This window comes from Mariprofundus sp. NF (assembly GCF_013387455.1).
In the GTDB taxonomy this organism is placed as follows: domain Bacteria; phylum Pseudomonadota; class Zetaproteobacteria; order Mariprofundales; family Mariprofundaceae; genus Mariprofundus.
Window position 1 is genome coordinate 283,732 of sequence record NZ_VWNC01000003.1, and the last position, 23,085, is coordinate 306,816.

Here is a 23,085-nt window from a genome sequence, read left to right on the forward strand (position 1 = left end):
CTGCCTTACGACAGTTAATTACGACGCCGATAGCCGCCCTCTCTTTTTCTTTCTATGATTCCGGCATGTTCAAAGCAGAACAGCATATCGATACGCTGATCATCGGTCAGGGATTGGCCGGTTCCATACTTGCCTGGCAGCTGATGCAGCGCGGTCAACGGGTTTTCATCGTTGCTGACGAAACCTCACCTTCAGCCTCACGTGTGGCTGCCGGCCTGTTCAATCCGGTGACCGGACAACGACTGGTGCTGCAAGCCAATGCTGAAACAGTCATCCCTGTTGCCATCAATTTCTACCGCCAGCTGGAGCAGCGCTTTAAGCAGGTATTCTTCTATGAAAAAGAGATGTTACGCATATTCAGAAATGAAAAAGAGCTCCTGAAATTTAATCAGCGATCGCAAGATCCTGCTTATACTCAATACCTTGGAGATGGCTGCACAGACCACCCTCTTCTAAAAACCACACATGGTATATTCGTACAACGCAATACAGGTTATCTTGATACCAATGCCCTACTTGACTGCTTTAAGACGTTCTTCACTGCACATGCGAGTTATATCGCATCCTGTTTCAACCACGCTGAACTCGTCATCAAAGAAAAAAATGTTTCATGGCGTGGTGTAGATGCGCAGCGGGTGATCTTTTGCGAAGGGTTCATGGCAAAGGAGAACCCCTGGTTCAACTGGCTGCCCTTTCAGCCCGCCAAGGGTGAGATCCTCAGTTTCACAACCGATCAGCAACTGCCCGAGCAAATTATCAATGGTGGAAAATGGATGCTTCCCGTTGCTGATGGCAGTTTTAAAACCGGTGCCACTTACGATCATGACCTCACCAATATAGAATCCTCAGAAGCTGGTGAAACCGAACTGATGAATGGTATGCAAAATCTCCTGAGCTCCCCTATCGACTTCAAACTGTTGGATCATCAGGTAGGAGTAAGGCCCAACACGCTGGATAAACAGCCCTTCCTCGGCTGCCATCCATCACAACCGCGCCTGGCTATCTTCAACGGCTTTGGCTCCAAAGGGTCGATGTTGATCCCTTATTATGCGGAACGCTTTGCCAGCCACCTCACAGAGGGCTCACCTATCCCGGATGAGGCGGATATAAGCAGGATCAGTTATGACTAGAATATCTTTGACCGGGCAGGTACACGCTCACCTGCTGCCCCATCTCGGCAGTGACACCATTGCTATTGATGCCACCGCAGGCAATGGCCATGACACCCTGTTTCTCGCTACAAACATTGGCGAAAACGGCCACGTCTACGCCTTCGATATTCAGGCGCAGGCGATTGAGAACAGCCGCAACAGATTATCAACCGCAGGTCTCTCTAATCGGGTAACCATGATTCATAGCGGTCACGAAAACATGACTGCTCAGATACCAGATATCCATCGCGGCAGCGTCGATATCATCATGTTTAATCTGGGTTATCTTCCCAGTGCAGATAAATCTCTGATTACCACCACAGCAACCACCATCAAAGCACTGGATGCTGCAACAGAGCTGTTAGCCGGAAACGGCATCATCTCTATTCTCGCCTATCCGGGACACCCCGGTGGCAAGGAGGAGACAGCGGCAGTGATTCAATGGGCAAACAGGCTATCGCAACAACTATTCACGGTACGTATGCACAACCCGGATCAGGATCCGCACACCTCACCGCAATGGATTGAGATCATCGCCTGTTAATCGTTGGAAGAGGCTTTTCTTCCCGACTGGAATATCTCCATCGTCTGATTCGAAAGCTCCTCCTGCTCCACATCGCGACCATGCGAAAACGGTATCGAGACAGCAATATGCATACCCTTGCCCGGGGAACTGATAAAATCACATTTGCCATTCAGCGATCGAACACGTTCATGAATACCGATCATGCCAAGTCCCATCATATCCAGACTACTCACATCTGCGCCGACACCATCATCCTGGACATCCAGTTTAAGCAGTGGCCCACCATCGCGAACCACCGCAACGTCAATGGTCACTGAACTGGCTTTGGCGTGCCTTGAAATGTTGGTGAGGCTCTCCTGAATCAATCGATAGGTGGCCACCTTCACCATATCCGGCAGCTGATTCAGTGCGCCTGAACAGTTAAATGAACAGGCGATATTATTGTTTCTTTGCCACTGCTTAATCACATCCAGCAGACCATCCTGAAGATTGGATGCATCCAGCATATCCGGCCTGATGCGCTTAAGGATACGGCGAACATTCCTGAACAGCCTGTCGATCATCAGCTTGATCTCTCCGGCATCAGTAATCACCTGTGGATCTTCTGACTGCTTAGCCAGTAGCGTGGCAATGGTCTTCACCGCAGTCAGGGGCTGACCCAGCTCATCATGAAGTTCACGGGCAATATAACTTCGCTCATTCTCGGCAGCAGTGATAAGCCTGCGAGAGAGATGACGACTCTTCTCAGAGAGATGCAGGAGCTGTGTTTCGGCATGCTGTCGCTCACCGATCAGCCTGTTAAATGCTCTGGCTAATTGGCCGATCTCATCACCTCTGGACTCATTCAATAACAGCTCGTAGTTCTCCTGATGGGTGGCTGATTGCAACGTTTCTGCCATCAATGTGAGTGATCCAGCCACATGCCTGATGAGGTAGTAGGCCGAGTAGAGCGTAATGATAAGCAGCAGCAGACTCAAAAGAAGGTAGTAGAGCATGGATCGGTAAGCGGCCTGCAACTGCTGACCAATGCCCCGATGGATATCCTGCTCCAGCGCTCCGGCAACCTCGAAAATATGCTGCATGCGCTCTGAAGTTGAAACCCACCAATCTGTCGAATCGATTTTAGTAATGTGTAATCGCAAAAACTCAATCGCATCCAATGCAGGGCGATCATCCACTCTGACCCGTTTGTCGATTTCAGAGATGCTCCTGCCCTGCCCCCGCATCTGGCCAATGGTATCGATATAGCCGTGATACTGCTCTACCGTAGCCTCAATAATTGCAATCCTGTCAGCGATCTCACCACCAAGATTCAGGTGCTTAATATCACTGGACAACAGTTTGAAGAGCTTCATCTGCTCATGAAACAGCTTCTCGTAATCGCTATCCCCCCTGATTACATAGTTCTTGAAAGCGTGGATCAGGCCGCCATAACCCACTGTCGCATGTAACCTGTTGAGCAGGTCATTGAGTTGTACCTGCTCTTTTAGAGCTGCTCTTAACTGCTCGGCATGATGCACAACCGGCTCATCAAACCTTGCGTTAAGCATGGTGACAAAACGAGTCTCACCAACACGCTTAAATCGATCAATCAGCTCATTTTGGTGGCTGATATAGTTATCAACTTTCAACAACTCCGAGACAGAAAATGTGCCTCCTTCAATCATTTCGTAGGTAATTCCACGCTCCTGCCCCGACTCCTCAATCAGCCACATGAGCTTCATATAGGCATCGAACCTGTCTCTTAGCTCAGCGCTTATACTCATGCCGGTGATATCTCCAGCCTGTTGAATAAGGCTGTCGGTATAATCTGAATAACTGTCGAAAGATCCCTGCTTGCCAGCGCTGCGTAGCGCGATAACCCCCTGTAGAGACTCCACCATACTATCGATACTCTTGAGTTTGACTGAACCTTGCCATTGTTGACGGTAACTGGAGAGCAGAGTGGTAAGCTTCTCTACTTCATCATCACTTTTCTGCTGCTGCTTAAGCATTTTAATGCGCAGGGGCTCTTTTGAACCCGCTAAAAATCCAGCCGTAAGAGCGAACTCCTTCTCAAGCTCATAAACGAGCAGGTTAACATGACGAGTAACCTCAAAAGCATCCTGTGAACGACTAATCTGCGTGAGCTCACCCCAACGATGACTGAAGTGATAAACCGTAAAAGCCAGCAACATAAACACAAACAGGCTTACAATCAGAATGACTCTGTTTTTGATAGAGAATGATGCTGGCTTTAAGGTGACAGAATTCATTGGCTCATCAACCGGTTGAAGTGGTCAGACCAGCGAGAGGCCAGTTCAGGTAGAGCAAGCGGCTCGATAAACGACGAGAGAGAGACCACCTTAGATTGCAGGCCACACGGATTGATCGCAGCAAACCACTTCTCATCAACATCCACATTCAGTGCCATACCGTGGTAAGCCACGCCACCACTGACTCGCACGCCAAGTGCAGCAATCTTACCCTCTGCCGTCCATACACCTGGAAAACCACACCTGCTCTCTGCAGTGATGCCCAGTTCTCTGAGCAACGCAATGCATGAGACTTCAAGCAGATGCACATACTGCTTTACGCCAAGCTGACGATTTTTAAGATGAATAATGGGGTAGAGCATAAGCTGGCCGGGACCGTGAAAGGTCATCTCGCCACCCCGATCACTCTTCACAACTGCTGCAGGCAGAAGCTCTTCCAGACGGTTGTCCACGCCACGGCGGCCAGTCGTATAGACCGCTTCGTGCTCGCAGCAGAAGACAATCTCTTCATCCGCACCTTTGCCAACTGCACCGGCACGCGCCGATAACATCTGCCAGAGCGGTTCATACGCCTGCCGCCCCAGCCAACTGTAGATAAGATCCCGACTGCCCATTCTTCGCATACTACAAGGGGGCTTCCTACTGTATATGCTCTTTTTATCACTGCATAAAATATGGCAACAGCAACAGTACCCCCAATAAAACGGGGGATACCCAAACCTAAGAAAAATCCTAGGGTATGCGCCGTTATGATTTTGACGGTTGTGGGGACCCAAAATCATAATTTAAAATAATATCGGGGAAATTGGAGGAGATGATGGAAGGTCTTCCTATCGTTGGGATTGGCATAGTCGGCATTGCGCTACTGTGCGGAATTCTGGTCTATGTCGTAGTCATTGCACAAAAAAAACAGGACCAACAACAGAAGATGGATTAGAAGTAACAGGCAAAGATATCTGGCCGACCTGTTAAGGCGGTCAGTTTTCTTTGGGGTAGAGATCCCGGATCAGATCGCTATAGAGCTCACATATTTTTCGACGTTTCAGCTTCAGGGTCGGTGTCAGTAGACCTGAATCCTGACTCCACTCCTGCCCAACAAAAGCAAAACGTTTGACCTGCATAAAGCTGGAAAGATCGTGCTCTTCACTGCGCATCTGAACCAGCATCCAGTTATGTACCCTGTCATCCTCCTGCCAGTGATCCGGCAGCTCTTCATTCATCGTCTGCTGCCACAACCTGCGCAGGCCATCACCATCGGGCACAATCAGCGCCACCACATCAGGCCTGTTATCGGCCACAACCATGGCCTGCAGAATAGCCGGTGACTGGGTCAGATGCTGCTCAATCACAGCAGGTGCAACATTCTCACCATTGGAGAGCACCATAATCTCCTTTTTCCTATCCACGATTTTGATATAACCATCAGCATCAACCTCAACGATATCACCGGTTAACAGCCAGCCATCAGCATCAAACATGGCGGCACTCTCCTCCTGCCTCTGCCAGTAGCCCTGCATCACCATCGGCCCTTTCACCAGCAGCTCTCCATCCTCAGCCACCTTGATTTCAACACCGGGCAGGGCTGGACCTACCGTTTCCGGTTTAATGGCACCAAAACGATTTACTGAAAGCACGGGGGAGGTTTCAGTCAGCCCGTAACCCGGCAACACCTTGATACCGGCAGCCAGCAGGAAACAGGCAATATCAGGATGCAGGGCAGCACCACCAGAGATAAAAGCACGAATAGAGCCACCCATCTTTTCACGCAGTTTGGCATTAACAACATTATCCAGGAGAGACCAGATCACTGCTTTACCAACGCTTAAGGAGCGTCCCTGCTGCTCCAGTTCGAACTGTTCCATACCCAGCTTTTGAGCCAGCTTGAACAGCTTCTGTTTGATAGCCGGCCCATCAGCCAGCTTGGCCTGCACACCGGCATAGATCTTCTCATACAGGCGTGGCACAGAGATCATCACTGTGGGTTTTACCTCCGGCATATCCCGCAGCAACGTGGTCACTGCTTCCGCATAAGCGATCTCTGAACCGCATACGGTAGGCAGAAAATGGCCGACAGTACGCTCAAAGGCGTGGGATGCAGGCAGAAAAGAGAGGAAAACATCATCGGAAAAAACAGCCACCCCGCCAAGGCCCGCGGCCACATCAGAGAGCAGATTATCATGGCTTAACATCACCCCTTTGGGAAAGCCGGTTGTGCCGGAGGTGTAGATCAGTGTCGCCAGCATATCACGCTCAGGACTACAGGCTTCAAGCCGATGATCCCAACTCTCATCCAGAGCAATCGCACTGATCGAGTCGGACTCACCATGAAATGGCAGCAGAGGTTTATCTATCCCCTCCAGCTTCTCCAGCTGATCCCCCTCCTCAACAAAGATGGCCGAGACACCTGCATCTGCAAAGACATACTGCACTGCCTCAAGTGGGTCAGTGAAATAGGCCGGAACGGTTACCGCCCCCAATCTTAAAATAGCGAAATCGGCAATAAACCACTCCGGGCAGTTATGGCCGAGAATGCCGACCCGATCACCGGCTTTTACACCGCTGGATTCCAGCCATGCCGCCACACGCAGTACCGCCTGCTGTACCCGGATACGACTCCACTGTTTCCATGTTCCATCAGCCTGGCGAAAACGCAGCATCGGTTTATCAAGCCAGTCAGGCGGTGATGCCAGCAGAAGATCAGAGAGGCAATTCGCCTTCTCCACCTGAACCAGGCCGGGACAACTACTCTCCGTTGAATCCATCCAGCACCTCCAGATTTGCAGGCAGTTCATAACCGGCCTGCTCAATCCTCATTTTCAAATCTGATCGTTCACATCCTGCGAAATAGCGCAGTAGCCCGCCTCGAAATGGCGGGAAGCCGATGCCGTAGATAAATGCAGCATCCAGATGAACCGGATCATCCACCACCTTCTCACTCAGGCAATTCAGTGCTTCAATCAACATCGGAATAAGACAGGCATCAACCACACTGCTATTGCTCATCGTCGATGACTCCACAGTGATATCAGCATCTGTTTCATGTTCCCTGACCTTAAAACCGGGCAGATAGTTGCCAAGTTCAGGATTCAAATTCCCCTGTTTTCCCTTCTCATAACTGAAGAAGCCTTTGCCGGATTTCTCACCCAGCAGGCCATCACTGACCATGGACCCGAACCAGTGCGGCATGGCAAAGCGTTCAGGCTGCTCTGCCCCCAGTGTTTCACCGAGATGGGCTCCGACATGGAAACAGATATCCAGACCAACCCTGTCGGCCAGCTCAATCGCACCCATCGGCATACCGAAGTTTTTCAGCGCCCCATCCACATGTTCGGGTTTCTGACCCGCCTCAATCAGTTTAAGAGCCGCCACCATAAATGGCATCAGACAACGGTTGACAAGAAAACCGGGGCGATCTGCCACGATGATCGGGTATTTACCCCACGATGCTGCCAGTGCACAGGTTTTATCGACGCACTCACTTGTGGTTTTCTCGCCCGCAATCACCTCCACCAGTGGCATCTTCGGTGCCGGATTAAAGAAGTGGAGACCGGCAATACGACCGGCATTGGCACGCCGATGCTGCATATCGGTCACAGCCAGTGAGGAGGTATTGGAGAGCAGCAGTGCATCTCTGGATACATGTTTGCCGACTTCCAGCCAGAGTTTTCGTTTCACTTTGATATCTTCAACCACCGCCTCAATCACCACATCGGCATCGGCCAGACCACTGCTATCAAGCACGGTGCGTATACGTGAGAGACGACGTTGATCAGTTCTACCTCTGCGGGTGGCCAATCTGCCGATCCCCTGCATGCCACGAGCCAGCGGTTCTGCCGCCACCTCATGCAGATCAACAGCCATCGTTTTTGCTGCCACCCAGGCGATACCGCCACCCATCACACCGGCGCCATAAACAGCTGTCTTCTTAAAACCTGCCACCGCTTCGCGACCGCGTGCTGCCGCGGGCTGTTTTTTTAGAGAATCGCCGAGATGGAATACCCGAATAAGATTTTTACAGGTGGGTGTGACAGCCAGTTTGCCGAGTGATTCAGCCTCACGGGCCAGCGCCAGACCATCGGAGATGCCGATGATCTCCTTAAGCAGGGTTATAGCAGCCGGTATGGCCGGATAGGCTGTAGCTACATCAATATGTTGAAGTCGTGCATAGGTGCGTTTCTCCACCTGCTGAAAAAACAGTTCTTTTGCAGGCCATAGCTTTAACCACCATGGATTGAATTTTCGCGCTTTCACCTTGCCTTTGCCAGCCAGATAAAAGATCGCCTTCTCCTGTAGTTCAGGTTGAGTGATCAACGCAGCAAGTCCGATGCGTTTGGCCCGTTTGGCATCCACAGCAGAACCGCTGAGAATCATCTCCACCGCTTTGATCCAGCCAACCCGTTTGGGCAGGCGGATACAGCCGCCAAAACCGGGATGGATGCCAATTTTAATCTCCGGTAGCGCGAGCTGGGTTTTCTTGCTCTCGACTGCCACGATATAGTCACAGGCCAGTGCTACCTCTAGACCGCCACCCATACAGGCACCATGCACCAGTGCAATCGATACTGAAGGCAGCACCTCAATACGGCGACAGAGCGATTGCCCCCGCTCAGCTAAGCGTGTCGCCTCCTTCTGATCGGTTACAGCAGCAATAATCTCCAGATCGGCACCGGCGATAAAACAGCCGCTAATACCGCTCTCCAGTACTAATATTTTCGGCGGACTCTTCTCCAGCGCCTCAAGATGCGCCTCCAGTTGCGAGATACACAACTCATCGAGCACATTGACCGATCTATCCGTGCGTGAAAAATGAAGACGGGCCTCATGGCCCTGTTGAATCAGCGTTACGACTTCCATGGTTCACTCCTGATCAGCACAGCACCACCCTGCCCGCCGCCAATGCAGAGCGAGGCAACACCCAAACCACCATCGGTATCTTTTTTCAGCTGCCTTAACATCGTCAGTATCAATCGCGCTCCGCTCATGCCAACCGGATGACCCAGTGCAACAGCACCACCATTCACATTGAGCAGATCCATATCGGGAGCTCCCATCGCTTTGCTCATGCCCAGCTTCTGGCTGGCAAAGGATTCGGAATCCATCGCTTTCATGCAGGCCAGCACCTGCACGGCAAAGGCTTCATTGATCTCCATGCGGGTCAGATCACTCACTGCCAACCCATATCTTGAGAGCAGTTTATGGGTTGCATACACCGGCCCCAGCCCCATGCGCTCGGGATCACAACCTGCATAAGCCCAGTCATCGAGATACCCCATAATCGGCCACCCTTCTGCCTCGGCTTTAGCACGACTGCTCAGAATCAGCATGGCGGCACCATCGGTGATCTGTGAGCTGTTACCTGCTGTCACACTGCCCAGAGGCCTGTCAAACACCGGTTTCAACTTCTCCAGCGCCTGCATGTTCTGAGCAGCGCGAATGCCCTCGTCACGGTGCACAGAGGCGTAGGATGGTGGCGCAAACAGATGCATCACCTCATCATCATACCAACCCCTATCCCAGGCTGCTGCAGCCCGCTGATGGCTCTGTAGTGCAAAGCTATCCTGTTCACTGCGAGAAACTGCAAATTCACGGGCCAGAAGCTCTGCTGTTTGGCCCATGCCCATATTCACCGTTGGATCGGTCAACCCTTCCATCAATGCAATACGCGGTTTCCACGGTGCCCGCGCAAGCTCGGTAAAAACAGCCAGTTTCTGCTGCATATTTTTCGCTCTCGGAAGTTTAGCCATTGCGGCTCGGAACTGATCATGAAATAGCAGTGGCGCATGTGTCATCGACTCGACACCACCGGCCAGCACTACATCCGCACGCCCTGCCTGAATCTTCTCTGCGGCATCGGTGACCGCCTGCATGCCTGATGCACAGTTACGATGTACGGTATGGGCAGGCGTAGCGCGAGCTATGCCGGCATTGAGTGCAATCACACGGGCGATATTGGCGGCATCTGAAGGTTGAATCACATTACCGACAATCACCTGATCAATCTCATCACTGCTGACCGGTGAGCGGGCCAGAACCTCACGCAGAGCGATTGCACCGAGCTCAACCGCACCGAGCTTATCAAAGGCACCACCCATCTTGCCCATCGGAGTTCGAATACCGGCAACCACTACCACTTCGGTCTTTCTGTTCTGCGTCACACCTCGTCTAGCCATACGAACTCCTTCGCCGGTCGAAAAAAGCCTATACCCTATGTGTAGCTTACACACATTCTCTACGCAAGTAAGTCGGCAAAGTCTGATCTCACTTACAATGAAGGATTATTTGTTCAACAGTAGCAATCGTTCTCTCTCCAATGAGCAGCAGTGACTGTGATTTATGGCACATCTGTATTTTAACTATCCAATTAGCATCATCTACAGGAAAAGCAGGCAACAGAAGATTGTCACTCATATTCCAAGGAGGATGCAGATGAGAAACTTCAACAACATCAGACTCGTATCACTTCTCTTTGCCATCGCAGCGATGATTGGTTTAACAATCAGTACTGCTTATGCAGATAGAGACCACCACGATCATAAAGCGGTCATCTGCCACATCCCTCCAGGCAACCCTGACAATATGCACACCATTGAGGTGGGTGAGCCCGCAGTTGATGCACACATGGCCCATGGCGACATGATGGGTAGCTGCGCCGGTGAATCCGACAAGTTCGCAGAAACTGACGAGCACGAAGAAGCTGAGGAGCATGAAGAGAGTGCTGGCGGCACTCCCCCAGCAACCTCATCAGCAAGTGCTTACAGCATGCGCTCCATCTACGGACAGTAAATAAACCGAAAACAAAAAAGAGGAGGCTTCGCCTCCTCATTTTTTATCAGTCAAAATTAATTCTCTATCTCTCAGTAACTAAACCGGTAGTACCAACCCAATCGGATTACGGTGACAGTTTACTAAATACACTTAATTCCCTTCTCCATGTTTGGGCTTAGGCCCCCGTTTCTTGGGCTTCAGATCCTTCCCAAGCCTGGATGAGACCTCATCCATCCAGGCATCATCCCCCAATGGCCTGCCAGTTGTTTCAGACTGCCGAAGACTCCTGAATGCATCAGATTCATCACCATTCTCTGCGAGAAACTTTGCAAAGTCTCCATAACGCTCAAGTACAGGTGCCACCTTAACCAGCTCATCATCGCGCTCTGAAAGGTGGCTCGCCACACTCGACCAGCGCCAATCCTCCGCTCGCTCCACTAACCTTGCACGGACAGGATTCATCGATACATAGCGTACAGCGTGCATCAGATGTTCTTCATCCATCACAACCGAACCAAACCGACCTTGCCACAAATGCCCTGTCTCCCGCAGACGAGCATTGATGTGACCCGTATAGCGACGGTGAGCATCGGCAAAGGTGCGTCGTAATCCGTCTTCATCCGATGGAACAATGATCATGTGAACATGGTTTGGCATAAGACAGTAGCACCATATCTCTGCATCTGCCTTTCTCGCTGCGTCACTTACGAGTGACTTGTAGAATTCATAGTCGCCTGCTTCGAAAAATGTCTGCGCACGACGATTTCCTCGTTGCGTAACATGATGGGGATAGCCGGGTACAACAATTCTGGGTAAGCGTGCCATTACCTTTAATTAGCATAATTAGTGCATTTAGTAAACTGTCACCGTAATTCCTGCATCTGATGGTTGAATCACATTGCCAATAATCACCTGATCAATATCATCACTGCGAACAGGGGAGCGGGCCAGAACCTCACGCAGAGCAATGGCACCGAGTTCAACCGCACCGAGCTTATCAAATGCACCACCCATCTTGCCCATCGGCGTTCGAATACCGGCCACCACTACCACTTCGGTCTTTCTGTTCTGCGTCGTGCCTCGTCTTGCCATACGAACTCCTTCGCCGGTCGAAAAAAAAGCCTATACTCTATGTGTAGCTTACACACATTCTCTACGCAAGTAAGTCGGCAAAGTCTGATATCACTTACAATGAAGGATTATTTCAATAATCAGCGGCTTTAGTTCTCTCGGAAAAGCGCAGCAGTGACTGTGATTTATGGCACATCTGTATTTTCACTATCCAATTAGCATCATCTACAGGAAAAGCAGACAACAGAAGATTGTCACTCATATTCCAAGGAGGATGCAGATGAGTAACTTCAACAGTAACAGCATCAGATTCGTATCACTTCTCTTTGCCGTCGCAGCGCTCTTTGCTCTTACAGCCAGCAACGTTTATGCAGATAGAGACAAACACGATCATAAAGCGGTCATCTGCCATATCCCTCCAGGCAACCCTGACAATATGCACACCATTGAGGTGGGTGAAGCTGCAGTTGATGCACATATGGCCCATGGCGACATGATGGGCAGCTGCGCCGGTGAATCAGACGAATTCGCAGAAGCTGATGAGCATGAAGAGGATGAGGAACACGAAGAGAGTGCTGGAACCATTTTCCCAACACCTTCATCTGCAAAGGTTTACAGCATGCGCTCCATCTACGGTCAGTAATCCAGCATAAAAAAGAGGAGGTTAGCCCTCCTCTTTTTTATATAAAATTATAAATATCTTAACAACTAAAGCGGCAGAACCAACCCAATCAGCCAGTAGGAGCTACCCATAACCATCGGGCCGATCACACTCTGGAATACTCCTAGGAACAGCAGCGCCACAATGATCATGAATCCGTACGGTTCAATGCGGGATAGCTGCCATGCCAGTGGCCCCGGCAGCAGACCAACAGCAATGCGACCACCATCCAGTGGTGGCAGTGGAATCAGATTGAAGATAAAGAGCACCATATTGATGATGATCGAGGCCTGACACATCAGCGCCAGTGGTTCGATGATCCAGAACAGGGAGGTCGGCAGTTGAATCACCAGTGCTAAGAGCAGTGTGGAGGCAAATGCCAGGAGAAGATTGGTGACCGGACCTGCCAATGCCACCCAGATCATATCCCGCTTGGGATTATTCAGTTTACGGAAATCGACAGGTACAGGTTTGGCATAACCGAAGAGAAACGGTGAGCCGACAATTGCCAGCCCTAATGGAATCAGGATCGTACCAAAGGGATCGATATGTTTGATGGGGTTGAGTGTGATGCGCCCCATCCAGCGGGCGGTATTATCACCCAGCTTCTCAGCCACCCAGCCGTGCGCCACCTCATGCAGGATAATCGCCAGCAACACGGGCAGAGCCCATATACTTATTTTCTGAATGATCGCATCGATATCCATGCCGGTAACTTCTCTCCCTTTAGTTTTGAGCAGGCAGTAGACCAGAAAAGAGTCGGAAATTCACGCTTTTCAAATCAGCAGAGAAATTTTTGCCATTGCCTATAGTATCAGCGCTATGAATAGGGTCGTTCGTATCGCACTTCTACTGCTGCTTGGTTTAGCTGCAATCCTGATCTGGCAGAAACCGGCATCAGCGCCCACCCCTGCCAAAGTGCGTCTGGCTGTGCCCACGCAACCATCTTCTGGTGATACTCTGAGTAATCGCACAGATGAACTGTGGCGTGTGGTAACGCGCCGGGTGGTATCCAAAGCTGCTATCTACGAACTCACACGCCAGCTCAAGTCGATGGGGCTGGATGCGATTACAATCCAACATCAGGAAGAGGTGACGATGCACGCCTTTGATGATGCCCAGCTCTATAAAACACACAAAGAGGCGTGGTTTGCCAGTAAGATATGGCGAGACCATGGCATTGAGATCAGCATCATTGAAGCGCAAAAAGATACATTTCTAATCGGCCTTGGTCGCTTTCATCAGGAGAACTATGCACTGGGCATGCAGAAGCGATTAAACAGAGTTGATAAGAAGTTTCGCTATCAGCAGCGCACCGTGCCCATTCCAACATGGCGATTCACCTTCCCTCCCATGCAGAAGGCAGATGCTGAAAAGTTATGGCAGAAGCTGAACAACAGCGGTGTGATGATGCCGGTACAGATACCTGAGATGCAGTTTCAGAAGTTGTATGGAGATGGAACGTGAGGGGAAAGGAGTGTGGGTGAGGCCCAATAACTCCTAACTCCTAACACTTAACGAATCAGATCAGCAAAACGGTCGAACAGGTAGTCTGCATCCTGTGGGCCGGGACTGGCTTCCGGATGATACTGCACGGAGAAGATTGGCTTACCTTTAACCCGCAAACCTTCGACAGTTCCATCAAACAGTGAGCGATGGGTAATCTCAACAGAGTCGGGAACATTATCATCAGCCACAGCAAAGCCGTGGTTCTGACTGGTAATCTCAATCTTGCCGGTTGTCTCATCCTTAACCGGATGGTTGCCACCGCGATGACCGAACTTCAGTTTAAAGGTGGAGAGGCCAAGCGCCTGCGAGAGCAGCTGATGACCCATGCAGATACCGAAGATCGGCACATCCGAGTCCAGTAGTTTACGAATCTCTTCAACCGCATAACCGACAGCAGCCGGATCACCCGGGCCGTTGGAGAGGAAGATACCATCAGGATTCATGGCCAGAATATCCTCCGCAGAGGTCTGGGCAGGAACCATACTTACCTTCAGTCCACGATCAGCCAGTTTACGGTAGATATTACGTTTGCAGCCGAAATCAAAAGCGACCACATGTTTGTCTGTTGCAGGAGAGGTGAACGCAGCTGCTTCCAGATCATAGCTGCCACCCTGCTGCCACTGACTCACCGCATCACAGCTCACCTGACCAACCAGATCACGACCCTCAAGGCCATCCCAGCCATTGGCCATCGCCACAGCATCAGCATCAGACATACCATCGGATGCAATCACACCATTCTGGGCACCATTGTCACGCAGGTGACGAACCAGAGCACGGGTGTCGATATCAGCAATACCAACGATACCCTTCTCCATTAACCAGCTGTTAAAATCATGTTCGGCACGGTAGTTGGAGGTAGTCCGGGATGGTGCACGTACAATACAGCCGCGCACAGAAACGCCATCAGACTCCATATCAGAATCGTTGATACCAACATTGCCAATGTGGGGGTAAGTAAACGTAATAATTTGATCGGTATAGGATGGATCAGTAAGAATTTCCTGATAACCCGTCATCGAAGTATTAAAACATACCTCTCCAACTGTATTGCCTGTCGCACCGAATGCTTCACCGCGAAAAACTCGTCCATCTGCCAGTGCCAGAATCGCCTTTGCCATTGCTAAAACCACCTCACTGTTAAGCCCGCCGCAGGGTACAAAAAATCGAAATCAAAGTCGAGCCAAACTGCCATCACCTTACGCCAGCGGTGAGAAGAGCATGTCGAAATCTTCCGGTGTCCACAACGCCCGATGCTCGCCCTTGTTGGCATGAAGCCCTTCAGCCAGTTGCCGTTTCCTATCCTGAAGTTCGAGAATCTTCTCCTCCACCGTACCCTCGGTGATCAATTTATAGACAAATACGGCTTTATCCTGCCCGATTCGGTGTGCACGATCGGTCGCCTGCGCTTCAGCAGCAGGATTCCACCACGGATCATAATGGATCACGGTATCAGCAGCGGTCAGGTTCAGGCCTACACCACCGGCTTTCAGACTGACCAGAAACAGTGGCACCTCACCATTCTGGAATGCTTCAATCGGCGTTTCACGATCACGTGTCTGACCGGTCAGCTTCACATATCCGATCTTGCGTTTGATCATCTCCTTCTCGATCAGTGCCAGCATGGTGGTGAACTGCGAGAAGAGCAGCACCTTGCGCCCCTCCTCAATCATCTCCGGCAGCATATCAAGCAGCATCTCCAGCTTGGCCGATGGCGGTGCTGTATCATGTTCAATGCCGGATACAAGGCGCGGATCACAACAGACCTGACGCATCTTGAGCAGTGCATCGAGCACCACTATCTGACTCTGTGCCAGCCCCATGGCCGAGACAGCATCGCGCACCCGCTTCTGCATCGCCAGTCGCACGCTCTCATAGAGTTCGCGTTGCGCTCCCTCAATCTCAATGCTGCGAATCATCTCTGTCTTCGGAGGCAACTCCAGTGCCACCTGCTCCTTGGTACGCCGCAGCATAAACGGGCGCAGGCGCACATTCAGCGCATCCTGACGCGCCTGATCACCCTGTATCTCAATCGGTTTCCTGAACAGACGCGTAAAACCGCGCTGATCATGCAGATAACCGGGCATGAGAAAATCAAACTGAGCCCACAGCTCACCCAGATGATTTTCCATCGGTGTGCCGGTCATGCATATCTTGTGCGTGGCACTAAGTTTACGCACCAATTGTGAGCCTTTGGCACGGGGGTTTTTAATATTCTGTGCCTCATCAAGAATCAGCAGATGCCACGACTGCAGCACCAACACATCAAAATCACGTGCCAGCAACGGATAGGTGGTAAGTACCAGATCATACGATGCCAACTGTTCAAAATGTTGTGCACGGGTCGGGCCATGCACCACCAGCACCGACAGATCGGGGGTAAACTTTTGCGCCTCTCGCCGCCAGTTGTGCATCAGACTAGTCGGAGCAATCACCAGTGCCGGAGTCTGTAGCCTGCCCTCCTCTTTCTCTTTGAGGATGTGAGCCAGCGCCTGCACCGTTTTACCCAGTCCCATATCATCAGCAAGGATTCCACCCAGCTGCATCTGGCGCAAAAACTGTAACCAGCTCAGCCCTGCCAACTGATAATCACGCAGCTCCGCCTGCAGTCCCACAGGCACTACACATTCTGGTATCGAATCGATATCAGCCAGCTGTTTCATATGCTGCAGCCATGCGCTACTGCTGATCTGAACCGGCAGCTCCGAGCTGCTGATACTCTCCTCCAGCGCCAGCAGTTGCGGTGCACTGAGCAGTGTGTTTTCCGCTTTGTCACCGGCAAACAGGTCAAGCATAAAGTGGAGAATATTGGCTACCATCTCACCCGGTGCCGAAAGGAACCGGCCATCAGGCAGTGGCAGCGGCACGTGCTCTTTCTCTTTCAATCCGGCCAGTGATTCACGCCCCAGAAGTTCAGGCTGTTTACCTACCCAGCGACCCATAGCGGAGATCAGGTCAACCTCTTCGCCATCGGCAAGTTTGACAGTCAGTGATGCCTGTCCCATCAGGCCACTACTGGCCTTCTTGCCCTCACCCTGATTGATATCAAGTTTCCAGCCCGTGGCATGCTCAACATGAAAAGAGAAATTGTCGGCGATATCGATCTTAAAACCCTTATCCTGCAGCTCAGGAATCTCATAGAGCATCCATTCAGGCCAGTAACTCTCATTTTCAAGGGTGAACATCTGCGTTTCGAAATCATAGAGTTCAGCCAATCTGTGATCGGGTAACGAGATCAAACCTGCTGCATCCAGGGCTTCGAAGGCATCCTGTTCAACCGCCAGATCACGATGGTAATCGATCACCCGATCACCCCTGATGGCACGGATCGATTCAGGACTACTGCTCCACGGCGCCTTTTTGCCATCGTAATCGAAAATAAGCTCCACGATATGGCAGACATCCGGCGTACGGTGACCCCAGCGCTGCGCCAGTTTTTTGGTGTGTAGTTTCACAATCGGCAATGGTTTTACCTGTCGCTGCTCGTGAATCAGACGCACCGGTCCGGGCACATCTTCAGGCAGCTGTTCAGCTACTCTGCGCATCACATCATCGTCACAATCAAGCTCTACAGCTTGCATATTCAACAGGATTTCAGCCACCACCGATGGCTGACCGGTCTCGATCTGGCCGGAAATATTCGACTGCACATCAATATACCACGGCGGTGAGGTCGGTATAATCACCTCATCCTGAGGCAGTTGCAGTGAGAGATGCTGATCACCGCGAGAGTTGAGTTTCCACTGCCACTTACCACCACGTTTATCACCGCGTTTCAGAGCCTGATGATCTTTATCCCGCCAGTGACAACGGCCGGTAGAGAGTGCCCGTTTGAGCACACTCAAGCCCGTTTCACCTTTAATGCGATAACCGCGCAGGGAGGAGAGGGAGCGATCGGTAGCCACATCCCGTAAAATCTTCTCATCAACAGAGAGGATATATTGCGGCACACTGTACTGCAGAATATTAGCAGCATCATAAGCCACTGCTTTGCCGTAACCGCCAGATTTGAGAAGCCTGGCGGTAACAAAATGCAGGCGAATATCCTGATCCCCATCCGGCTCAAGGATATAGATCAGTCGCTGTTTAATACTATCGGCATACTCGGTACTCGGCGCTGATCCGTCTTTAACATTCTCCAGCGCACCCAACCACTGCCCAAAGGCAAAGGGGCCGATCGGGGCGGCAACAGCTTCACTTTCTTCAGCCTCCAACTCATCCATCCACGCATAGAGGACAGCAGCCACATGTTTACAATTTTCACCCATCGGGCAACTGCACTGACTATCAATCAGATCTGCGTCAGAGCGTTTGATCTGCACCTGACATGGTAGTCGATCATCACCGCGCACACTTGCGAGCACACTTAGCCCCTCATCATCGAGGTCGAACTCATTAATGCGTCCCTGCTCAAAGAGCTCTTTGCCCTTTTTAGCAGTCGTTCTGCCAACCCATCTACGGATCTCTGTTTCGGTCATTTCCGGCATTTCAGCCATAGACATGTTGCTCCTTTAACCAGATAAATTCATCGCGATATTTCGCTGCATCTTCAAAGCGCAGGTCGGCAGCGGCTTCGGTCATCAGCCGCTCCAGCTCAAGCATGCGCATCTTTTTATCAGCCGCTGTTGTCGGCTCAGCCTCGGCCACCACTGGAATCTGAGCGTAATCGAGCTCATACACCGAACCGAGAATATCCTTGATCTCCGACTTGACGGTGGTTGGCGTAATGCCATGCTCGGCATTGTAAGCCAGCTGTTTTTCACGCCTGCGTTCGGTCTCATCCATGGCCCGTTGCATTGAGCGGGTCACTTTGTCGGCATAGAGAATCACCCGCCCCTCAACATTGCGCGCTGCGCGGCCAATGGTCTGGGTCAGTGATCGTTCAGAGCGCAAAAACCCCTCTTTATCGGCATCGAACACCGTCACCAGAGCCACCTCCGGCAGATCAAGCCCTTCGCGCAACAGGTTGATACCGATCAACACATCAAATACCCCGAGCCTGAGATCACGCAGAATCTCCATGCGCTCCACGGTATCAATATCGGAGTGCAGGTAGCGCACCTTCATATCGAGATTATTCAGATATTCAGTCAGATCCTCGGCCATACGTTTGGTCAGGCAAGTGGCCAATACACGGAAGCCGGACGCTATCACCTCACCCGCCACGGAGATGAAATCATCCACCTGTCTCGTTGCAGGCCGCACCTCAATCTCAGGATCAACAAGGCCGGTCGGTCGGATAATCTGTTCTACGATCACACCCTCACACTTCTCCAGCTCATAGTTGCTCGGCGTGGCCGATACATAGATCGCCTGCGGCACCACCGCCTCAAACTCATGAAACTGCAATGGCCTGTTATCCAGTGCCGAAGGCAGCCGGAAACCGAAATCAACCAGAGTCTGTTTACGCGAACGGTCACCTTTGAACATGCCACCGATCTGCGGCACGGTGACATGCGACTCATCCAGCATCACCAGTGCATTGTTGGGCAGGTAATCAAGCAGCGTCGGTGGTGCTTTACCCTGCGGGCTACCGGTGAGATGGCGTGAATAGTTCTCAACACCCGTGCAGTAACCCACCTCCTGAATCATCTCCAGATCAAAGATAGTTCGCTGCTCCAGCCTTTGCGCCTCCACCAGCTTGTTCTGGTCATAAAGCTCGGCCAATCGCTCTGCCAGCTCATCGCGAATCGCATCCATCGCTTTGACCAGCTGATCACGCGGTGTGACAAAGTGGCTTTTGGGGAACACGGTGTATTTATGAAGGCTTTCGATGCGCCTGCCGGTCAACGGATCAAAGCTGCTGATCGCATCCACCTCATCGCCGAAAAATTCAACACGCACCGCAAAATCTTCGGCATGAGCCGGAAACAGTTCGAGCACATCACCACGCAAACGGAAGGTGCCGCGATGAAAATCGGTATCGTTGCGCTGGTACTGCAGCTCAACCAGTTTATTGATCGCAACACGCTGATCCACTTCTCGCCCCACCTCGAAATAGAGCAACATGCCTGCATAGGCTTCGGGACTGCCAAGGCCATAGATGCAGGATACCGAGGCGACAATAATCACATCCTCGCGCTCCAGCAGTGCCCGCGTAGCAGCATGGCGCATGCGGTCGATCTGCTCATTGATCGCACTATCCTTCTCGATATAGGTATCACTCGATGGCACATAGGCTTCAGGCTGGTAGTAGTCGTAGTAGGAGACAAAATACTCCACGGCATTATTGGGGAAGAACTGTTTAAATTCACCGTAGAGCTGCGCAGCCAAGGTCTTGTTCGGAGCCATAATCAGGGTCGGCTTCTGGGTTCTCTCGATCAGGCAGGCCATGGTATAGGTCTTGCCCGAACCGGTCACACCCAGCAGCGTCTGATGACGACTGCCAGCTTCGACACCCGTAACAAGCTCTGCAATCGCCTGTGGCTGATCACCACGTGGCTCAAAATCTCCGGCAAGTTCAAAACGCATCAGGCAACTATAACCCCGAAGATAGAGGACGCCAGCCCCGTTTTAAGAAACGCATAAAAAAGGGGCTTTGCGAACAAAGCCCCTGATCATTTGTAGCGTTTCAGCGCTATTGTTACAGCACTGTTTATCGACTGGTTGGACGGTTGCGCTTTTCTGCCGCTCTTTTCAGGCGCTCAGCATACGGACTACTTTTTGCAGCTTCCGGCTTGGCATATTCAGCGTGCGTATTGGATTTTGACCCTTTGCTAGCGTGGTCACGAGAATCACTGCTTTTATCATCACTACCGTGATCCCTTTTGACCTGTTTCGTTTTGTACTTGTTACTCTTCTCGTAGTGTTTTTGGCGATCCTTATCCCTATTGTTCTCATGTTTCATCATCTCTTTGTATTTATTGCTGTTCTCGAAACGGCTCTTGTCAGGATCAGCCATAGAGGGGGCTGCGTTGACACTAATCGCAAACACCATCGCCAGCATGCTTAGTAAATATTTCATTCTAAATCTCCTTGTTATTGCAAACATCTCTCATTCGGTCGCATTAATCTAAGCGAGTAAGTGCAAAGCTGTAATGCTTTTTCTCCACCCCATAGTGCATATAACGCAACCCGTGACCGTGAATAAGGTCACGATATAGCAAGAAAAAGGCCCTGCGTTAGCAGAGCCTCTTTATAAATATTGAATATCTTCAGATCAGTAAAACGGCCACCAATCTGGAAAGGTGCGGTCTGCAGGGGCATTACGATTGTCCGGACGACGCACGTCGCGGGTATCGACACCACTGCGCTGATAATCGCGCCGGTCAGATTTAACCTTGCTGCGGCTATCACTGCTGCTGTCATCACTTCTTTTATCTTTGCTGCGGCTATCGCTGCTGCGGGAGTCATTGCTCTTGGAATCAGCCATAGCCGGTGCCACATTCAGCGACAACGCAAACACCATAGCCAGAACCATTGAAAATATTTTCATTATTTCTCCTCCTTCCTGTTCAACAACTGTCCCAAAACCCTGGTGCAGTCACTGTTATCGACGGCGATACTCGATCACACCACCACCAACTACAACCCTTTAAAACTCACTGCAAAGGGTGAATTTCACCCTTTAACGTAGTGCAGAAACTGACTGATACGACCGGCTTTGATGCCGCGCTGTTCAAACTTGGTCTCTGGACGATCCGCGTCGCGCTCGATAAAACCGCCAACACCGGCCACATTGGTTAACTCCGGTGTGGCATCAAGAATATCACGCATCCACTCAGCCAGATCAGGTTTGTCGGTCGCCAGTTTGATAAAACCACCCGGCTTCAGACGCGTCACCATCAGGGCTGCAAAATCTTTCTGGATAATACGCCGTTTATGGTGGCGTGCTTTCGGCCATGGATCGGGATGATTGACAAAGATTCCGTCGAGCTGCCCCTCTTCCACCTGATTGGTCAATACAAACTGGGCAGGCAGCTGGGTAATACGACAGCGCTCAATAAAACCGGCATCATCCATACGACAGACCGCTTTAGCGACACCCGGCAGATAGATCTCCACTCCGATCAGCAGCCACTCCGGATGGGTTTGGGCCAGATGCACCAGAAAATCACCATTGCCAAAACCGATCTCCATCACCAGTGGTGCATTCTCGGGAAGATCAGCATCAGCCAATGTCTTCTCTTTGGGCAGACCGATCACAGGCAGCCACTTGAGCAGTCGCGCCTCCTGACCATCGGTCACAAAGCCATTTTTGCGCCCGTGTGTACGCATCTCATGTTGAATAAATTGATCACGGAACTCTTTGGACAATCGCATGCGCCGCATGGTACGGCCTGAAAAGCGTTAGCCAATAGAAAACTGTCTTGGGGATGTCACATTAATGTGTAATATACGAAAAAAACTGGGAGAACGTTCATGTTGAGAAAAATTCTATTGGCAGCCACAGCCCTGCTTTTTACCGCCACAACTGCATCCGCAGCCGAGTACGCTTATGTCATTGATCACGGCACACCGGGTGTGATCTCCAGCGAGAGTAAAATGGCCCGTATTGTTCTGGTCGGCTCCGGTGACTGCTCTAAGATTCCCTATGAGGTAATTACCGACGGTGTAAAATCACTTTCGGGCACCATGAATCTCAGCAAACCACTCTCGCTACCGCTGGATCTGACCACTGTAGGCCTCTCCTGCTCAGCTGAAGGGGTAAAAGCGGTAATCAATCGTAAGGGTGACGGGCTGTTTTAACCTGAAACCATCTCCATCATAATGATGGAAAATGACACGGTGATAACATCTAAATTTGAAAGATTTAAAATTAAAGTAACTGTTCAATTATATGATAGAAAGGAGCGACTATGCTGTTAAGTACCACCCCCACCATCGAAGGAAAAACCATCAGCGACTACAAAGGTGTTGTTGTCGGTGAAGCGATTCTCGGTGCCAATATCTTCCGTGACCTGTTTGCGAGCGTCCGCGACATCGTCGGTGGCCGTTCAGGTGCCTATGAGAAAGAGATGGCCAAAGCCCGTGAAATCGCCTTTAGCGAAATTGAGGCACGTGCCACAGAACTGGGTGCTAATGCCATTGTCGGCATTGATCTCGACTATGAGGTGGTCGGCAAGGATGGCAGCATGATGATGGTCAGCATCAGCGGCACAGCAGTTTCACTTAGTTAAAAGCAACTCACCACAGAGATCACGAAGA

At 51.1% G+C, this 23,085-nt stretch carries 22 protein-coding genes; 7 read left to right on the forward strand and 15 right to left on the reverse strand.

Annotated features, from left to right (window positions below; translation table 11 throughout):
* Window positions 1-14: 14 nt before the first annotated feature.
* Window positions 15-158 carry a hypothetical protein gene (locus F3F96_RS12445; RefSeq protein WP_241697708.1) on the reverse strand — a complete coding sequence of 48 codons (144 nt, stop codon included), beginning with the start codon at window positions 156-158 and terminating at the stop codon, window positions 15-17.
* On the opposite strand from F3F96_RS12445, the gene F3F96_RS06680 reads away from it, so the two are divergent.
* Together F3F96_RS06680 and F3F96_RS06685 are read left to right on the forward strand one after the other, a co-directional pair.
* Entirely contained in the window at window positions 144-1,130 is a 987-nt protein-coding gene (locus F3F96_RS06680) for an FAD-binding oxidoreductase (RefSeq protein WP_241697707.1), read from the forward strand. The two genes, F3F96_RS12445 and F3F96_RS06680, sit on opposite strands and share 15 nt — an antisense overlap.
* On the forward strand, window positions 1,123-1,695 hold the full coding sequence (locus F3F96_RS06685; protein WP_176962473.1) for a class I SAM-dependent methyltransferase: 573 nt from the start codon (window positions 1,123-1,125) through the stop codon (window positions 1,693-1,695). The genes F3F96_RS06680 and F3F96_RS06685 overlap by 8 nt, the downstream gene beginning before the upstream one ends.
* On the opposite strand, the gene F3F96_RS06690 is transcribed toward F3F96_RS06685, so the two are convergent.
* The 5 genes from F3F96_RS06690 to F3F96_RS06710 form a co-directional block, all read right to left on the reverse strand.
* Complete coding sequence (locus F3F96_RS06690) at window positions 1,692-3,932, reverse strand: nitrate- and nitrite sensing domain-containing protein (protein WP_176962474.1); 2,241 nt, start codon at window positions 3,930-3,932, stop codon at window positions 1,692-1,694. The genes F3F96_RS06685 and F3F96_RS06690 overlap by 4 nt on opposite strands.
* The gene (lipB, locus tag F3F96_RS06695) at window positions 3,929-4,546 is read right to left on the reverse strand and encodes a lipoyl(octanoyl) transferase LipB (RefSeq protein WP_241697695.1); all 618 of its coding nucleotides are present in this window, start codon (window positions 4,544-4,546) and stop codon (window positions 3,929-3,931) included. Before lipB ends, F3F96_RS06690 begins: the two co-directional genes overlap by 4 nt.
* A 363-nt stretch (window positions 4,547-4,909) precedes the next feature.
* Complete coding sequence (locus tag F3F96_RS06700) at window positions 4,910-6,694, reverse strand: long-chain fatty acid--CoA ligase (protein WP_176962476.1); 1,785 nt, start codon at window positions 6,692-6,694, stop codon at window positions 4,910-4,912.
* Window positions 6,675-8,786: a 3-hydroxyacyl-CoA dehydrogenase NAD-binding domain-containing protein gene (locus F3F96_RS06705; protein ID WP_176962477.1), complete on the reverse strand. Its 2,112-nt coding sequence runs from the start codon at window positions 8,784-8,786 to the stop codon at window positions 6,675-6,677. The genes F3F96_RS06700 and F3F96_RS06705 overlap by 20 nt, the downstream gene beginning before the upstream one ends.
* Window positions 8,774-10,102 (reverse strand): thiolase family protein, encoded by a 1,329-nt coding sequence (locus F3F96_RS06710; RefSeq protein WP_176962478.1) that lies wholly within the window; start codon window positions 10,100-10,102, stop codon window positions 8,774-8,776. Before F3F96_RS06710 ends, F3F96_RS06705 begins: the two co-directional genes overlap by 13 nt.
* A 256-nt stretch (window positions 10,103-10,358) precedes the next feature.
* Here F3F96_RS06710 and F3F96_RS06715 point away from each other — a divergent pair, with 256 nt between their 5' ends.
* A complete protein-coding gene (locus F3F96_RS06715) occupies window positions 10,359-10,715 on the forward strand; it encodes a hypothetical protein (protein ID WP_176962479.1) in 357 nt (118 codons plus the stop codon).
* Between the two features lie 132 nt (window positions 10,716-10,847).
* On the opposite strand, the gene F3F96_RS06720 is transcribed toward F3F96_RS06715, so the two are convergent.
* Window positions 10,848-11,522 carry a transposase gene (locus F3F96_RS06720; protein WP_176962480.1) on the reverse strand — a complete coding sequence of 225 codons (675 nt, stop codon included), beginning with the start codon at window positions 11,520-11,522 and terminating at the stop codon, window positions 10,848-10,850.
* Between the two features lie 27 nt (window positions 11,523-11,549).
* Window positions 11,550-11,789, reverse strand: a complete 240-nt coding sequence (locus F3F96_RS06725) for a hypothetical protein (RefSeq protein ID WP_241697696.1) — start codon at window positions 11,787-11,789, stop codon at window positions 11,550-11,552.
* A 259-nt stretch (window positions 11,790-12,048) separates the two neighbouring features.
* Between F3F96_RS06725 and F3F96_RS06730 the strand changes: the two genes are divergently transcribed.
* Window positions 12,049-12,411: a hypothetical protein gene (locus tag F3F96_RS06730; protein ID WP_176962481.1), complete on the forward strand. Its 363-nt coding sequence runs from the start codon at window positions 12,049-12,051 to the stop codon at window positions 12,409-12,411.
* A 65-nt stretch (window positions 12,412-12,476) separates the two neighbouring features.
* On the opposite strand, the gene F3F96_RS06735 is transcribed toward F3F96_RS06730, so the two are convergent.
* Window positions 12,477-13,136 carry a site-2 protease family protein gene (locus tag F3F96_RS06735; protein ID WP_176962482.1) on the reverse strand — a complete coding sequence of 220 codons (660 nt, stop codon included), beginning with the start codon at window positions 13,134-13,136 and terminating at the stop codon, window positions 12,477-12,479.
* Window positions 13,137-13,251: 115 nt separating this feature from the next.
* Here F3F96_RS06735 and F3F96_RS06740 point away from each other — a divergent pair, with 115 nt between their 5' ends.
* The gene (locus tag F3F96_RS06740; RefSeq protein ID WP_176962483.1) at window positions 13,252-13,896 is read left to right on the forward strand and encodes a hypothetical protein; all 645 of its coding nucleotides are present in this window, start codon (window positions 13,252-13,254) and stop codon (window positions 13,894-13,896) included.
* Between the two features lie 47 nt (window positions 13,897-13,943).
* Here the strand turns inward: F3F96_RS06740 and carA are convergent, their stop codons facing one another.
* The 6 genes from carA to trmB form a co-directional block, all read right to left on the reverse strand.
* Window positions 13,944-15,059, reverse strand: coding sequence for a glutamine-hydrolyzing carbamoyl-phosphate synthase small subunit (gene carA, locus F3F96_RS06745; RefSeq protein ID WP_176962484.1), 1,116 nt, complete (start codon window positions 15,057-15,059; stop codon window positions 13,944-13,946).
* Window positions 15,060-15,137: 78 nt separating this feature from the next.
* Window positions 15,138-18,434, reverse strand: coding sequence for a DEAD/DEAH box helicase (locus F3F96_RS06750; RefSeq protein WP_176962485.1), 3,297 nt, complete (start codon window positions 18,432-18,434; stop codon window positions 15,138-15,140).
* Window positions 18,427-20,409 (reverse strand): excinuclease ABC subunit UvrB, encoded by a 1,983-nt coding sequence (gene uvrB / locus F3F96_RS06755; RefSeq protein ID WP_176962486.1) that lies wholly within the window; start codon window positions 20,407-20,409, stop codon window positions 18,427-18,429. The genes F3F96_RS06750 and uvrB overlap by 8 nt, the downstream gene beginning before the upstream one ends.
* A gap of 124 nt (window positions 20,410-20,533) precedes the next feature.
* Window positions 20,534-20,902, reverse strand: a complete 369-nt coding sequence (locus F3F96_RS06760) for a hypothetical protein (protein WP_176962487.1) — start codon at window positions 20,900-20,902, stop codon at window positions 20,534-20,536.
* A gap of 195 nt (window positions 20,903-21,097) precedes the next feature.
* On the reverse strand, window positions 21,098-21,373 hold the full coding sequence (locus tag F3F96_RS06765; protein WP_176962488.1) for a hypothetical protein: 276 nt from the start codon (window positions 21,371-21,373) through the stop codon (window positions 21,098-21,100).
* A gap of 125 nt (window positions 21,374-21,498) precedes the next feature.
* The gene (gene trmB, locus F3F96_RS06770; RefSeq protein ID WP_176962489.1) at window positions 21,499-22,200 is read right to left on the reverse strand and encodes a tRNA (guanosine(46)-N7)-methyltransferase TrmB; all 702 of its coding nucleotides are present in this window, start codon (window positions 22,198-22,200) and stop codon (window positions 21,499-21,501) included.
* A gap of 99 nt (window positions 22,201-22,299) precedes the next feature.
* On the opposite strand from trmB, the gene F3F96_RS06775 reads away from it, so the two are divergent.
* Together F3F96_RS06775 and F3F96_RS06780 are read left to right on the forward strand one after the other, a co-directional pair.
* Complete coding sequence (locus F3F96_RS06775) at window positions 22,300-22,626, forward strand: hypothetical protein (RefSeq protein ID WP_176962490.1); 327 nt, start codon at window positions 22,300-22,302, stop codon at window positions 22,624-22,626.
* A 110-nt stretch (window positions 22,627-22,736) separates the two neighbouring features.
* Window positions 22,737-23,057 carry a heavy metal-binding domain-containing protein gene (locus tag F3F96_RS06780; protein ID WP_176962491.1) on the forward strand — a complete coding sequence of 107 codons (321 nt, stop codon included), beginning with the start codon at window positions 22,737-22,739 and terminating at the stop codon, window positions 23,055-23,057.
* The last annotated feature ends 28 nt before the right edge of the window (window positions 23,058-23,085 follow it).

What these genes read in the sequence shown, in the direction of transcription:
- F3F96_RS06680 (WP_241697707.1), top strand. Translation starts at nt 144, where the DNA reads ATGCAGCGCGGTCAACGGGTTTTCATCGTTGCTGACGAAACCTCACCT.
- F3F96_RS06685 (WP_176962473.1), top strand. Translation starts at nt 1,123, where the DNA reads ATGACTAGAATATCTTTGACCGGGCAGGTACACGCTCACCTGCTGCCC.
- F3F96_RS06690 (WP_176962474.1), bottom strand. Translation starts at nt 3,932, where the DNA reads ATGAATTCTGTCACCTTAAAGCCAGCATCATTCTCTATCAAAAACAGA.
- lipB (WP_241697695.1), bottom strand. Translation starts at nt 4,546, where the DNA reads ATGGGCAGTCGGGATCTTATCTACAGTTGGCTGGGGCGGCAGGCGTAT.
- F3F96_RS06700 (WP_176962476.1), bottom strand. Translation starts at nt 6,694, where the DNA reads ATGGATTCAACGGAGAGTAGTTGTCCCGGCCTGGTTCAGGTGGAGAAG.
- F3F96_RS06705 (WP_176962477.1), bottom strand. Translation starts at nt 8,786, where the DNA reads ATGGAAGTCGTAACGCTGATTCAACAGGGCCATGAGGCCCGTCTTCAT.
- F3F96_RS06710 (WP_176962478.1), bottom strand. Translation starts at nt 10,102, where the DNA reads ATGGCTAGACGAGGTGTGACGCAGAACAGAAAGACCGAAGTGGTAGTG.
- F3F96_RS06715 (WP_176962479.1), top strand. Translation starts at nt 10,359, where the DNA reads ATGAGAAACTTCAACAACATCAGACTCGTATCACTTCTCTTTGCCATC.
- F3F96_RS06720 (WP_176962480.1), bottom strand. Translation starts at nt 11,522, where the DNA reads ATGGCACGCTTACCCAGAATTGTTGTACCCGGCTATCCCCATCATGTT.
- F3F96_RS06725 (WP_241697696.1), bottom strand. Translation starts at nt 11,789, where the DNA reads ATGGCAAGACGAGGCACGACGCAGAACAGAAAGACCGAAGTGGTAGTG.
- F3F96_RS06730 (WP_176962481.1), top strand. Translation starts at nt 12,049, where the DNA reads ATGAGTAACTTCAACAGTAACAGCATCAGATTCGTATCACTTCTCTTT.
- F3F96_RS06735 (WP_176962482.1), bottom strand. Translation starts at nt 13,136, where the DNA reads ATGGATATCGATGCGATCATTCAGAAAATAAGTATATGGGCTCTGCCC.
- F3F96_RS06740 (WP_176962483.1), top strand. Translation starts at nt 13,252, where the DNA reads ATGAATAGGGTCGTTCGTATCGCACTTCTACTGCTGCTTGGTTTAGCT.
- carA (WP_176962484.1), bottom strand. Translation starts at nt 15,059, where the DNA reads ATGGCAAAGGCGATTCTGGCACTGGCAGATGGACGAGTTTTTCGCGGT.
- F3F96_RS06750 (WP_176962485.1), bottom strand. Translation starts at nt 18,434, where the DNA reads ATGGCTGAAATGCCGGAAATGACCGAAACAGAGATCCGTAGATGGGTT.
- uvrB (WP_176962486.1), bottom strand. Translation starts at nt 20,409, where the DNA reads ATGCGTTTTGAACTTGCCGGAGATTTTGAGCCACGTGGTGATCAGCCA.
- F3F96_RS06760 (WP_176962487.1), bottom strand. Translation starts at nt 20,902, where the DNA reads ATGAAATATTTACTAAGCATGCTGGCGATGGTGTTTGCGATTAGTGTC.
- F3F96_RS06765 (WP_176962488.1), bottom strand. Translation starts at nt 21,373, where the DNA reads ATGAAAATATTTTCAATGGTTCTGGCTATGGTGTTTGCGTTGTCGCTG.
- trmB (WP_176962489.1), bottom strand. Translation starts at nt 22,200, where the DNA reads ATGCGATTGTCCAAAGAGTTCCGTGATCAATTTATTCAACATGAGATG.
- F3F96_RS06775 (WP_176962490.1), top strand. Translation starts at nt 22,300, where the DNA reads ATGTTGAGAAAAATTCTATTGGCAGCCACAGCCCTGCTTTTTACCGCC.
- F3F96_RS06780 (WP_176962491.1), top strand. Translation starts at nt 22,737, where the DNA reads ATGCTGTTAAGTACCACCCCCACCATCGAAGGAAAAACCATCAGCGAC.